Here is a 12898-nt window from a genome sequence, read left to right as displayed (position 1 = left end):
CGCCATCCCCAGGTCGGGCGCGCTGCCCCGGATGCGCAGGCGAATGACCTGGGGATGGCGCTGCTTCAGGTCGACCTGCTCGATGACCGGACCGAAGGGGCCGTCGTCGAGGGCCAGTTCGAGGGCAGGAGAGGCGCCGAAATGGAGCACGCCATAAGGGTTCGCTTTGATCTGGCCAGGGTCGATCTGGCCGGCCTGGCCGAGGGTGGCCTGGACGAGGTGGGTCACACGGATCGCCGCAATGCCCAGGTACTCCTCGTGGTCGATGGCCCGGACGCGCAGGTGATAGCCACCGACGGGGAAGCGCTCGCCGCGGAAGACGAGGACGTCGGAGGGGACCTCTTCACGGGTGACGAGATCATTGAATTCAGGGTCGCGGGCGACCTCGACGCGATATGCAATGGCACGAGGGACGGGCTGCCAGGCCGCGGTGAGCACGCCGGTCGCTCCGGAGGCGAGGAGGATGTCCGAGCCACGGGCAGGGGCGCCGCCACTCGCCGAGGCCCAGGCCGGGGCCGGCGGGAGCGGGCGCGGAGGCGCGGGGGGTACGGTGGGGGTGAAGCGGGTGCCGTGGTTCCTGGGGACGTCGACGGCGCGGCCCGCTGCATTCACGGCGGCCTTGCCGTCGAACACGGCGACGGTGGTGCGGTCACCCTTGCGCTGGACGACGGTGTCGCGCGAGGTGGCGCTGACCCGTCCGCCGCCGCGGATGTCGACCTCGACGGTGGCGAGGGACGCGCGGGACGAGTCGCCCGCTTTCCCGGAGTCGCCACGGAGGGCGGAGAGAGCAGCCTTCACCTCGCCGGCTTCGAGCTCGACGGCCGCCGGGGGGGCGCGAGAGACGCGGGAGCGGCTGGCGGTGCCGTAGATGACCACCAGGGTGCGGGGGGAGAGGACGAGGCGGGTGCGGTCGATGAACTCGATGTCCGCGCGGCCCTCGTCGAGGGTATTGACGCTCGAATTGGTGCCGAGGGGCATGCCGGCCGAGGCCGTGACCCAGCCCCCACCGGAAGGACGGGCGCGGACCTCGGGATGCGCACCCTTGATCCTGGCATCGGGGATGGTGGTGACGGTGGCGGGGAGGACCAGGGTGAGGCCCTCGGGCAAGGCCACGCCAGGGCTGCAGGCCACGCGATTATAACGGTGCAGGAGGGCGACGTGCTTCGTCGAGCCGTAGGTGACCTTGGCGATATCGTCGCAGGTCTCGCCCTTCTGCACGCCCCATTGGATGACCGGCTCCGGGTATCCCTCGGTAGGCCCCGCAGAAAATGCGGCTGTGGTGTGGCTCAGCAGGCCGGCGGTGAGCGCAGTCAATACGCCTCTCGGGGGAGCCACGGCGTGGTCGACGCTATCGGATCGAGTTCCGCATTGCAAGGTGAGGACGGATGCCCTACGAAGGGTCATGGCGCATTGGCTGGGCCGGCTGGTGTGCGTCCTGGCGCACGCCGCGGCGGGCGCCGTCGTGACACTCTGCGGCTCGAAGGCAGCGGCACAGGAATCCACGGCGCTCGATCGGTTCGACCCGGCGCCCGCGGGAGATGCGTTCTTCTCGGTGCCCTCGGCAAGCGTGCCCGGCAAGCTCGCGCCGGGGGCGGCGGCGCTGCTCAGCTACGCGCGCGATCCGCTGTCACTGCGCCGCCAGAGCGACGAGGGCGACGAGCTGACCTGGGTGAGCCGGCAGGTGGTGCTCCACGTGCTCGTCAGCATGGAGCTGTTCGAGCGGGTGAAGCTCGACCTCGATGTGCCCGTGACCGTGGAGCAAGGGGGGACGTCCGGCACGCTGGGGACGCAGACGGTGACGGCACCCTCGGGGGCACAAGCAGGAGATCTGCGGGTGGGCGGTCGGGTGGCGCTCCTCGGGCAGGATGGGGCAGTGCCGGCGGCAGCGTTGCGGATGTCGGTGTGGCTGCCCGGCGGAGGGGCGCGCGCGTTCTCGGGGACGGAGTCGGCGCGCTTCGCGCCCGCGCTGGTGGTGGGCGGGGAGTACCCGCGCTGGCTGTGGTCGGCGACGTTCGGGGGGCGGTTCGTGCCGGCATCCGAGGAGAGCCTGACGGGGGGCGAGACGTTCGGTGGGGTGGCAGCAGCGCTGCGGCTGGGGGGGTTCCAGATCGGGCCAGAGCTGATGGTGGCGGGCGTGGCAGGGAACCCGCTGCAGGAGCGGGCGCGGAGCGGGGTCAGCGCCGAGGGATGGCTGGGCGCGCGGGTTGCGCTGGGGCCGGTGACGCTGGGGCTCGGGGGTGGTCCGGGGTTCGGGAGGACGCCGGGGACGCCGGCGTTCCGGCTGTTCGGGGGGATCAGCGTGGCTGCCGATCTGGGGCGCAGTCGGGAGCGCACCCCGGTGGCAGGCGACGCGGGCGAAGGGGACGGGGCGCGCAGGGACGCGGCCAAGGCGGTGGGCGCGAAGGTCCCCGAGCGTGCCGTGGGGGTGGCGCCGGTGAGCGATCAAGACGGGGACGGGGTCGTCGACGCCGACGATGCCTGCCCGGCGCTGGTCGGGGTGGACAGGCCGCCGCGGCGGGGATGTCCGCCGGACCAGGACGGGGACAGGATCGTCGACGCCGACGATCGATGCCCGGCCGAGGCCGGGGTGGCGAGCACGAACGCGGAGCGGCACGGGTGCCCTGCCGACACCGACGGGGACGGGATCGTCGACGCGCGGGATGCGTGCCCCTCGGAGCGCGGTGAGGCGACGCAGGATCCGCAGACCCACGGCTGTCCGCGGGCGGTGCGGGTCGAGGGGTCGCAGATCGTCCTGCTGCAGCAGGTGAACTTCGCGACGGGGAAGGCGGAGATCCTGAAGGAGAGCTTCGATCTGCTCCAGCAGGTGGTGCGGGCGCTCGAGGAGCACCCGGAGATCGCGCGGGTGGCCGTGGACGGGCACACGGATGGGCGGGGGTCCGAGAAGGCGAACCTCGACCTGTCTCGGCGGCGGGCGCTGTCGGTGGTGCAGTGGCTGATCGAGCACGGGGTGGACGCGCGGCGGCTGGAGTCGCGGGGGTTCGGGCCGCGGCGGCCCCTCGCCGACAACACGACGGATGCAGGGCGCGCGAAGAACCGGCGGGTGGAGTTCCAGATCCGGCGGCGCACGGCGGAAGGCGCCGCCGGCTGGCGTGACGGGCCCGTGGACGAGGACTGAAGCTCAGGCGGAGTTGGGCGGGAGGTCGTCGTCGGGGGCGAGGGTGGAGACGATGGCCACCAGCTCGGCGGGCTCGATGGGCTTGGCCATGTGGGCGTGAAAGCCGGCGTCGAGGGCGCGGCGGCGATCCTCGGGGCGCGCGAAGGCCGTCATGGCGACGGCGGGGAGGTCGCGGAGGGCGATGTCGCCGGAAGCCCGGACCTCGCGGATGAAGGTGTAGCCGTCCATGCCCGGCATGCCGATGTCGCTCACGAGGACGTGGGGGGTGTTCGCGCGCAGCGCCCTGAGCGCCTCGGGGCCCGAGAGGGCGGTGCTCACGGTGGCGCGCTGCTCTTCGAGGACGCGGCGGGTGAGCTCCAGGGCGTCGGGTTCGTCGTCGACGACGAGGACGCGGACGCCGTCGAGGGTGGTGCGCGGGGGCGTGTGGCGGGCGCGAGGACGGCCGCTCATCGGGGACGACGAGAGGGGGGCGCTCGCCTCGCAGGGGAGCTCGACGACGAAGATGGCCCCGTCCCCGAGGCCAGGGCTGCTGGCGTGGATGCGGCCGCCGTGGCGCTCGACGAGGTGCTTGACGATGGAGAGGCCGAGGCCGAGGCCGCCGTGGCGCCGGGCGATGGTGGAGTCGGCCTGGCGGAAGCGGTCGAAGATGTGGGGGAGGACCTCGGGGGCGATGCCCTGGCCGCTGTCGCGCACGGTGAGGACGACCCAGGCGCCGGAGCGTTCGAGGGTGATGTCGACGAGGCCGCCGCGAGGGGTGAACTTGATGGCGTTGGAGACGAGGTTGACGACGACCTGCTGCAGGCGGTTGGAGTCGCCCTGAACCGGGGCGTCGAGGGTCTCGATCTGGGCGCGCAGGGCGACGCCCTTGGCGACGGCGGGGGCGCGGAGGTCTTCGAGGGCGGCACGGACCACGGCGTCGAGGTCGAGGGGGCCCACCTCGACGTGGAGCTTGCCGGTGACGATGCGGCTGACGTCGAGCAGGTCGGAGACGAGCTGGGCCTGCATGCGGGCGTTGCGCTCGATGACTTCGAGGCCCTTGTCGATCTGCTCGGGCTGGCGCGTGGGGCGGCGGAGGAGCTGCGCCCAGCCGAGGATGGCGTTGAGCGGGGTGCGCAGCTCGTGGGAGACCGTGGCGACCAGCTCGTCCTTGGTGCGGCTCGCGCGCTCGGCCTCGGCGCGGGCGGCGCGCTCGCTCTCGAGAAGCAGCTCGCGCTCGAGATCGCGCTGCTTGCGCTCGGTGGTGTCGGTGACCACGCCCGTGGCGGTGAGGGGGGCCCCCTCCAGGCCCGCGATGACCTGGCCGCGGTTGCGGATCCAGCGGACCGCGCCGTCGGAGCGGATGATGCGGTGCTCGATGTCGTAGACGCCGCAGCGGCCGAGGGCCTGGCGCCACGCGGCGAGGGCGGTGCTGACGTCGTCGGGGTGCATGCGGCCGAAGAAGTCGGCGACGGTGGAGGCGGTGTCCTCGGCAGGGAGGCCGAGGATGCGGTTGAAGCCGCGGTCACGGCTGTCGACGCCAGAGCCGACGTCGATGCGCCAGGTGCCCGCCTCGGCGGCGTCGACGGCCTCGGAGAGGCGCAGGTTGGTCTCGCGCAGCTCGGCCTCGGCCTGCTTGCGGTCGTGGATGTCGATGACGGAGCCGATGTAGCCGAGGAACTCGCCGGAGGGCCCGAGGCGGGGGCGCCCGGCGTCGATGGCCCAGCGGTAGATGCCCTCGCGGCTGCAGAGGCGGTAGTCGATGGCGAAGGGCCTGCGCTGCTCGTTGGCTTCGAGGAAGGCGCGGGTGGAGGCGCCGCGGTCGTCGGGGTGGACGGCGTCGGTCCAGCCGAAGCCGAGGCCCGTCTCCTCGCACTGGCCCGTGAACTCGTACCAGCCGCGGCTGAGGAAGGAGCACCGGCCATCGGACTCGGTGACCCAGAGCATGGCAGGTGCCGTGTCCGCCATGGTGCGGAAGCGGGCCTCCTGCACCTCCTCGCTGGGTGGCGCGGAGGCGCGCGCATGCTCTGCCAGGAGCGCGGCGTGGGCGCGGCTCACGTCGAGGAGCGAGGCGACGCGCGCGAGCAGCTCGGCAGGATCGCAGGCGGCGGAGACCACGTCGTTCGCGCCGGCGCGGAAGGCGTCGAGGGCAGCTTCATGGCGCTCTGCCTCCGCGCCGGGAGGCAGGAGCACCAGGATGGGGAGCGCCGCGCGATCGCAGTGGGCGCGGGCTCCGCGGCAGATGGCGGCGGGCGGGAGATCCGGCAGCCGTGCCTGCACGAGGAGCAGCGGAGGCGCGACGCCGGGGGAGAGGCGCGCGAGCGCGAGGTCAGGGTCGGTGACGACCTCGACGGGATGCGCTGCGGCAAGGATGTCCCTGACGAGGAGCACATGCTCCGTGCTGTTCGCGATGAGCCACACAGAACCCTCTCGCTGCACGTCGCCGGGGTCTTCCCTGCTCAGAGCCGCCTCAGAGCCGCCTCAGAACCGCCTCAGAACCGCCCTTGCATCACGAGGCCGGCAGTGCCGGGGCCGAAGCTCGGGGCGACCCAGACATTGCGGCGCGCCTCGCGCTTGTTGTCCCGCTCCCGCTCACTCTCGCGCTCACGGGGCCACACGCCGTACGCGACGGTGATCGCGCCGGCGATCCAGGCCCCCGCGAAGGTGGCAATGCCGAGGGCCTGGAAGGTATCGCCCTGGCTCTTGAGCCGCATCGCCTCGCTCTGCAAGGAAGCCGCCTGCACGCACTTTTCCGGAAGGGCGTTCCCGGTGCACGACCCGCCCTCCGCCTCGACCTCAGTCACGAGCGCGCCCGCATTGAGCGCCAGGTTACCGGAGTCGGTGACCCGGTTGCCGCTGAACGTGAAGAGAATCATGGTGCCGCCGAGGAGCGCCGCGGTGATGCCCGAGCCGACGCCGACGAGGACCCAGTTGGGGCCCGGCTCGGCCCTGTCCTCGCGGGACCGGGCCGACTCGGGCACCGCGGCGTGCGCGTCGACGCTGGCCGCCGCCTGCTGCGCCGACGCCTCCGCAGAGACAGCAGCGCCAGCCGCGGTGCTCTCGGGCTTGCCCGTGCCCATCGTCGAGGATTGCCCCCCAGAAGCTGGCTGCGCCGAGGGAGCTGGCTGCGCCGAGGGAGCTGGCTGCGCCGAGGTCGCCATGGTGGCGGACGTCGTCGGAGCACCCGGCGCGGTCGACGTGGTGGGGGCGCTCTGGGCAAGCGCGCTGCCGCTCACGGTGAACGCTGCGACAACCACCGTGGCGAGGGCGCGGATCCCCGTTCGTTGCATCAGCCCTCTGTAGCCAAAAGGCCGGGGGATGTCGAGAATGGCCCCGACCTTCATCGCAAGGTCAGGAGGCTCCGCACGCTTGCTTCGTGGCTCCAGACACTGCTCCGGGTCGTTTCCAGCAACGGCGGCCCGTCGTTCCGTCTAGCTTCGGCGCATGGCGCTGCGCAGCTCGCTCCGCACGAAGGCTGCGGTGCTCTTCATGGGGATCACCCTCTTGCCGGTGGTGGTTGCGGTGGCGCTGCTCATCGAGATCAGCCGCCGGCCCGTGCAGAACGCGGAGGAGATGCTCCAGTCGGCGGTGGTCGCCGAGGTGGTCGGGGCCGCGGCGCGGCTGACGCGGGACGTGGAGAGCGACGCGCGGGTGGTGGCCGCGCTCTTCGCGAGCGCAGCCGAAGGAGCGACGCGCGATGAAGACGTGATGGCGCAGGTGCGGGCGCTGCTCGGGACGCGCACAATCACCGAGGCGGTGCGGCTGGAGGTGCCGTCGGCAGGGCTGCAAACGGTGTTCCGGAAGGCGGAGGCGACGGCGGACCCACCGAAGAGCACCGCGGAGCTGCGGCGCGTTGCCGACGAGGAAGAGGCGGCATTCGGACTCACGGGACCCGGGCAAGGGGTGGTGGTGGTGCGGGTGCCTTCGAAGGCCGGCGGGGCCGCGGGCTACGTGGTCGCGGGGGTGCCGCTCGCGCTGCTCGGAGAGGACGTGCGCGAGATCGCGGAGCGGCGGTTCGGCAAGCAGGGGGTGAGCCTGGTGGTCGCGGGAGAGGAGCGGACCGCAGTGGCCGCGGTGGGGGCGCCCGGGGTGGAGGTGGGGAGCGATGTCTCGGGGCTGCCGATGTTCGGGTTGCTGGGCCCGGAGGTGGCCTGGAACAAGAGCGTGAGCGCGGTGAGCCAGCACGAGATCGACGGGCGCGAGGTGGTGGGCGCGATCCAGATCGTGCCGGAGTTCCGCTGGGCCGTGCTGGTGTGGCGGCCGCGCGCGGAGGCGTTCGCGGCGCTCACGGACATGCAGCGGGGCGGCCTCGCGGTGGCCCTCGCCGGCGCGCTCCTGGCCATCGTGGTGGGGCTCGTGGCGGGCCGCCAGATCACCCGGCCGATCCTGGATCTTGTGGCGCGGGCGCGGCTCATCGGCGCGCGGCAGTGGCGCGAGCTGGGCCCCGCGGAGGGGGAGCCGGTGCCGCAGGTGCAGGCGCGGCGCGACGAGCTGGGAGAGCTGGCCACGGCGATCGGAAAGATGGCGCACGACCTGGAGGCGGGCGAGGCGGAGATCAGCCGGCAGGCGAGGCTGCGCGGAGATCTCGGGCGCTTCATGGATCGCGCCATCGTGGAGGCGATCGTGCGGGGGGAGCACCCGCTGTCGCTGGGCGGTCAGCGCACGGCGGTGACGGTGCTGTTCGCGGACGTGGTGGGGTTCACGCCGCTCGCGGAGTCACGGGAGGCGGAGCGCATCGTGGGGCTCTTGAACGAGCTGTTCTCGGTGCTCACGGAGATCGTGTTCCGTCACGGGGGGACGGTGGACAAGTTCATCGGCGACTGCATCATGGCCGTCTGGGGAGCCCCCGTGGGGCAGGAGGACCACGCGGCGCGGGCGCTCGCGGCGGCCGAGGACATGATGCGGTTCCTGGAGGCCGCGAACGACGACTGGAAGAAGCGGTACGACGTGGAGATTCGCCTCGGAATCGGGGTGAACTCCGGCGAGGCGATCGCGGGGAACATCGGCTCGGACAAGCGGATGGAGTACACGGTCATCGGGGACGTGGTGAACGTGGCCGCGCGGCTCGAATCCATCGCGCAGCCGAACCAGGTGCTGGTCGCGGAGGCGACCCAGGTGCTCGCGGGAGACGCCTTCCCGCTGCGGTATCTGGGCGAACAGAGCCTCACCGGGCGGAAGGGAGCGACCCGGGTGTACGCGCTCGATCCAGGGTGAGCGCAGGGGTCAGGACGGGGGCGCGGCGGTTGTACTACCATGCGCCCCATGTCGTTCTCCCGGTCCATGGGACCCGCTGACACTGCAGCGGTCACCGAACCTCGGATGAAACCCGAGATCCTGCGCGTGCCACGGCTCGAGCTGTGCGTGGAGCGCGAGGGCGGGAAGGCCACCCGGCGGGTGATGGTGCTCGACAGCGACTTCGTGCGGGTGGGCGCTCACCCGAGCAACGATCTGGTGCTCTCGGACCGGCTGGTGTCGCGCTTCCACTGCATCCTGGAGCGATCGGGGCAAGGCTTCCGGGTCACGGACGTGGGCTCGCTGAACGGCATCTGGATCGGCGGCGCGCGGGTCCGCGACGCGGACATCCAGCCGGAGTGCGTAATCGAGCTGGGCGAGTCGACGATCCGGGTGCGCGACGCCAGCGCGATCTCGGAGACGGAGCTGCCGGCGGTGCTGAGCTTCGGGTCGCTCTGGGGGGCGTCGCTGTCGATGCGCCGGATGTTCCACGTGCTGCAGCGGGTGGCGCAGGCGTCGTCCGACGTGCTCATCGAGGGCGAGAACGGGACGGGCAAGGAGCTGATCGCCACGGAGCTGGTGCAGCGGAGCAACCGCGCCCAGAAGCCGCTGGTGATCGTGGACTGCGGGGCGATCTCGCCGACACTGATCGAGAGCGAGCTGTTCGGGCACGTGCGGGGGTCGTTCACGGGGGCGTCGCGCGACAGGGCAGGCGCGTTCGAGGAGGCCGACGGGGGGACGGTGTTCCTCGACGAGATCGGGGAGCTGCCGCTGGAGATGCAGCCGAAGCTCCTCCGGGCGCTGGCCTCGCGCGAGGTGCGGCGGGTGGGAGAGAGCCGCGCGCGCAAGGTGGACATCCGGGTGATCGCGGCGACCAACCGGCGGCTGGAGCGCGAGGTGAACAGCGGCAGGTTCCGCGAGGACCTCTACTACCGGCTGTCGGTGGTGACCGTGCGGGTGCCGCCGCTCAGGGAGCGCAAGGAGGACATCCCGCTCCTCGTGCAGCACTTCCTGGGCGCGCTCGGGGCGTCGGACCGGTCGGAGCTGTTCCCGCCGGACGTGATGGACAAGATGCTGCGCTACGACTGGCCCGGGAACGTGCGCGAGCTGCGCAACCAGGTGGAGCGCACGGTGGTGCTGGGGGGCGAGGCGCTGCTCGAAGGTACGCACTCGGACGGGCAGTCCAGCGCGCCGCTCGAGGTGGGAGAGCCGGGTGCGCTCGACGCGATGAGCGTGGACATCGAGCGGCCGTTCAAGGAAGCGAAGGAGGCGGTGGTGGACCGCTTCGAGCGCGAGTACCTGGTGGCGCTCCTCGGCTGGGCGAGCGGGAACGTGAGCCGCGCGGCGCGCAAGGCAGGTCTGGACCGGATGTACCTGCACCGGCTGCTGCAGCGGCACGGGCTGCGGCGGGGCGCGGCGCTCGATTGAGGTCCGGCGTCGGGTTGCGCTAGCGTGCCGGGATGCTGGTGACGCTGCCCCGCTCCTCGGTTCGGTCCCCTGCCCTCCTCGCCGCAGCGCTCACAGCGCTCACGATGCTCGGCGCATCCGCGTGCTCGAAGGGCGACGCGCCCGCGCCGGGGGCGACGACGGGATCGGCCTCCGCGAAGAGCGAGGCGAGCGCCGCGGCGGCCAGCGCGGCCTCCGCGAAGGCACAGCCGGCGCCCACGGGATCGGCGCTGACCGGGGACGCGCCCATCTTCCACCCGGAGCTGGCAAAGGAGCAGGCGCCGGACACGTACAAGGTCAAGTTCACCACGACGAAGGGCGATTTCGTGGTGCAGGTGACGCGCGCGTGGGCGCCCAACGGGGCAGACCGGTTCTTCAACCTGGTGAAGCTCGGCTTCTACGACGGGGTGCGGCTGCACCGGGTGGTGGACGGGTTCATGGCGCAGTTCGGGGTGAGCCCCAACCCGTCGGTGAACGGGGCGTGGTTCAAGGCGTTCATCCCGGACGACAAGCGGGAGAAGAGCAACAAGCGGGGCCTCGTGACGTTCGCGACGGCCGGAGCCGACATGCGCACGACGCAGGTGTTCGTGAACTACGCCGACAAGAACGCGCGGCTCGACAGCATGGGGTTCACGCCCTTCGGCGAAGTGGTCGAGGGGATGAGCGTGGTCGACTCCTTCTACAAGGGTTACGGAGAGCTGGCGCCCCAGGGCAAGGGGCCGAATCCGTTCGTGATGCAGAGCCAGGGGGACGCGTACATCGAGAAAGACTTTCCGCTCCTCGACCGGATCAAGGAAGCGAAGATTCTCTGAGCGGGGTGACCGGGCGGCCGTAAAAAACAAGCTCCCCGACGTCGCTCTGCCGGGGTAGAGCGGCAGGCCGCAGTATGCAGCTCAATCCCTCCCAGAGCGCGGCAGTCGAGCATGATCTGGGTCCGATGCTGGTGCTCGCCGGCGCAGGCTCCGGCAAGACCCGCGTCGTCACCGAGCGCATCGCCAGGCTCCTGCAGCGCGGGGTCTCCGCGCGCTCGATCCTGGCGATGACGTTCACCAACAAGGCCTCCGCCGAGATGCACGAGCGCGTCGGCAAGCTCGTGGGCTCGAAGCTCGCGCGCGAGCTGACGGTGTGCACGTTCCACCGCTTCGGGCTCGACGTGCTGGGCGCCGAGACCAAGGCCCTCGGGCTGCGGGGCAGCGCCTTCGCGATCTTCGATCAGTCGGACTGCACGGGCGTCATCCGCGAGATCCTGAGGGAGCTGCGCTCGGGGCGCAGCTACGACGTGGGCGCGATCCTGGCGCGCATCTCCAACGCCAAGAACGCCTTCCAGACCTCCGAGGCCTGGGAGGAGGCGCAGCGCAGCGGCAAGGGGATCGACGAGTACGACGAGGTGGCGATGCTCGTGTACCCGCGTTACCAGGCGGCGCTGCGCTCGTTCCAGGCCTTCGACTTCGACGATCTGATCTGCGAGGTGGTGAACCTCTGGAAGCGCCGCCCCGACGTGCTGGAGCGGTGGCGGACCCGCTACCGGTACGTGATCGTCGACGAGTACCAGGACACGAACCACGCGCAGCTCGAACTCCTGCGGCTGCTCGGCACGCACCGCAACGTGGTGGTCGTCGGCGACGACGATCAGTCCATCTACGCCTGGCGCGGCGCCGACGTGCGCAACATCCTCGATTTCGAGGAGCACTTCGGGGGCGCCAAGGTGGTGAAGCTCGAGCACAACTACCGCTCGCGCGCGCCAGTGCTCGACGTCGCCAACGCGGTGCTCGCGCGCGCCGGCGGGCGCCGCCACCGGAAGACGCTCATCGCCACCCGGATGGGAGGCGACAAGGTGCAGCACGTCATCTGCGCCGATCCCGACGTGGAGGCGAGCTTCGTCGCCACCGAGGCGATGCGCCTCCTCGAGCGCGAGGGCGCGCGCCCCAGGGACATCGCGGTGCTCTACCGGTCGAACCTCCTGTCGGGCCCCATCGAGGCGGCCCTGAAGGAGCGGCAGATCCCGATCCGGATGATCGGCGGGACGCAGTTCTTCGAGCGCAAGGAGGTGAAGGACCTCATCGCGTACCTCAAGGTGGCCCTGAACCCGGAGGACGAGATGTCGCTGCGGCGCATCCTCAACTACCCGGCGCGGGCGATCGGGGACGCGGCCGTGGCCAAGCTCGCGGCGCACGCGACGGCCCGCGACCTGATCCTGTGGACCGCGGTGTCACGCCCCCACGCGGTGCACGAGCTGTCCTCGGCGGCGATGGAGGGCTGCAGGCAGCTCGTGCGCATCGTCGAGGCGACGCGGCAGCGCTTCGAGCGGGGAGAGCCGAGCGCGCAGATCGCACGGGCGCTGCTCGTGGACGCGGGGTTCAAGGAAGACATCGTGGCGGGCTCCACCTCGAACAGCGCGGCGGCGCGGCGGTGGGGCAACCTGGAAGGTCTGCTCAACGTGTTCACCCGGCGCGACGAGCAGGGGAAGGGAGACAGGGAGCAGTTCGCGAACTTCCTGCGGCTCCTGGCGCTGCGCCAGGAGAGCGAGGAGGAAGAGGCGACCGACCGGGTGACGCTCAGCTCGATGCACGGCTCGAAGGGGCTGGAGTTCCCGTACGTGTTCGTGATCGGCCTGGAAGAAGGGATCATGCCGCACCAGCGGGCGCTCTCGGAGCGCGCCACGGACGCGGCGCCTTCGGGGGGTGAAGGCGAGGTGGTCGGGCACAGCATCGACGAGGAGCGGCGGCTCTTCTACGTGGCGGTGACCCGCGCAAAGGACCGGCTCTACCTGTGCCGCGCCAAGGCCCGAGGGAGCCGGGGGAAGCTCGTGCCGCGGACGCCGAGCCGGTTCCTGCTCGACGTGCCGGAAGAGCTGCTCGCAGAGCGCGAGGAAGAGGGGCCGCAGGCGCCCGAGATCGATAAGACCAAGGCAGGCGCCGCGAGCGTGCTCGCCGCGCTATCGTTCAACCCATTCTCGGCGAACCAGCCAGTAATCCCCCGACGCCGCCCCTAGCACTGCGTACCCTGGTTCAGGGACCTTCGGTCCCTACGCTCCCGATGGTCGGTACTGCGTACGGCAATTCAGGGACCTTCGGTCCCTACCCCCGTGACTTCGCTCGAACGCCGAGC

The 12898-nt window shown here is 71.6% G+C and carries 8 protein-coding genes; 5 read left to right on the top strand and 3 right to left on the bottom strand.

Going from position 1 to position 12898, the window contains the following annotated elements; all coding sequences use genetic code 11:
• The coding region (locus tag CAP_RS12515) for a FecR family protein (RefSeq protein WP_044240184.1) at positions 1-1218 on the bottom strand (1218 nt) is incomplete at its 3' end.
• Positions 1219-1402: 184 nt separating this feature from the next.
• Between CAP_RS12515 and CAP_RS12510 the strand changes: the two genes are divergently transcribed.
• Positions 1403-3136: an OmpA family protein gene (locus CAP_RS12510; RefSeq protein ID WP_052374941.1), complete on the top strand. Its 1734-nt coding sequence runs from the start codon at positions 1403-1405 to the stop codon at positions 3134-3136.
• A 3-nt stretch (positions 3137-3139) separates the two neighbouring features.
• Here the strand turns inward: CAP_RS12510 and CAP_RS12505 are convergent, their stop codons facing one another.
• Both CAP_RS12505 and CAP_RS44365 read right to left on the bottom strand, forming a co-directional pair.
• Entirely contained in the window at positions 3140-5533 is a 2394-nt protein-coding gene (locus tag CAP_RS12505) for an ATP-binding protein (RefSeq protein WP_052374939.1), read from the bottom strand.
• 71 nt (positions 5534-5604) lie between these two features.
• Positions 5605-6402: a hypothetical protein gene (locus CAP_RS44365; protein WP_156040728.1), complete on the bottom strand. Its 798-nt coding sequence runs from the start codon at positions 6400-6402 to the stop codon at positions 5605-5607.
• A gap of 154 nt (positions 6403-6556) precedes the next feature.
• Here CAP_RS44365 and CAP_RS12495 point away from each other — a divergent pair, with 154 nt between their 5' ends.
• The 4 genes from CAP_RS12495 (at position 6557) to CAP_RS12480 (ending at position 12782) form a co-directional block, all read left to right on the top strand.
• On the top strand, positions 6557-8326 hold the full coding sequence (locus CAP_RS12495) for an adenylate/guanylate cyclase domain-containing protein (protein ID WP_231511383.1): 1770 nt from the start codon (positions 6557-6559) through the stop codon (positions 8324-8326).
• Positions 8327-8431: 105 nt separating this feature from the next.
• Positions 8432-9772 carry a sigma 54-interacting transcriptional regulator gene (locus tag CAP_RS12490; protein WP_231511381.1) on the top strand — a complete coding sequence of 447 codons (1341 nt, stop codon included), beginning with the start codon at positions 8432-8434 and terminating at the stop codon, positions 9770-9772.
• A 32-nt stretch (positions 9773-9804) separates the two neighbouring features.
• The gene (locus CAP_RS12485) at positions 9805-10602 is read left to right on the top strand and encodes a peptidylprolyl isomerase (protein WP_197041140.1); all 798 of its coding nucleotides are present in this window, start codon (positions 9805-9807) and stop codon (positions 10600-10602) included.
• Positions 10603-10676: 74 nt separating this feature from the next.
• On the top strand, positions 10677-12782 hold the full coding sequence (locus tag CAP_RS12480) for an ATP-dependent helicase (protein WP_081864813.1): 2106 nt from the start codon (positions 10677-10679) through the stop codon (positions 12780-12782).
• The last annotated feature ends 116 nt before the right edge of the window (positions 12783-12898 follow it).

The sequence above is a fragment of the Chondromyces apiculatus DSM 436 genome, from assembly GCF_000601485.1.
Lineage (GTDB): Bacteria > Myxococcota_A > Polyangia > Polyangiales > Polyangiaceae > Chondromyces > Chondromyces apiculatus.
The sequence above is the reverse complement of the archived record's forward strand: the minus strand, read 5'-3'. Positions and strand labels throughout refer to the sequence as shown.

What these genes read in the sequence shown, in the direction of transcription:
- CAP_RS12510 (WP_052374941.1), top strand. Translation starts at nt 1,403, where the DNA reads ATGGCGCATTGGCTGGGCCGGCTGGTGTGCGTCCTGGCGCACGCCGCG.
- CAP_RS44365 (WP_156040728.1), bottom strand. Translation starts at nt 6,402, where the DNA reads ATGCAACGAACGGGGATCCGCGCCCTCGCCACGGTGGTTGTCGCAGCG.
- CAP_RS12495 (WP_231511383.1), top strand. Translation starts at nt 6,557, where the DNA reads ATGGCGCTGCGCAGCTCGCTCCGCACGAAGGCTGCGGTGCTCTTCATG.
- CAP_RS12490 (WP_231511381.1), top strand. Translation starts at nt 8,432, where the DNA reads ATGAAACCCGAGATCCTGCGCGTGCCACGGCTCGAGCTGTGCGTGGAG.
- CAP_RS12485 (WP_197041140.1), top strand. Translation starts at nt 9,805, where the DNA reads ATGCTGGTGACGCTGCCCCGCTCCTCGGTTCGGTCCCCTGCCCTCCTC.
- CAP_RS12480 (WP_081864813.1), top strand. Translation starts at nt 10,677, where the DNA reads ATGCAGCTCAATCCCTCCCAGAGCGCGGCAGTCGAGCATGATCTGGGT.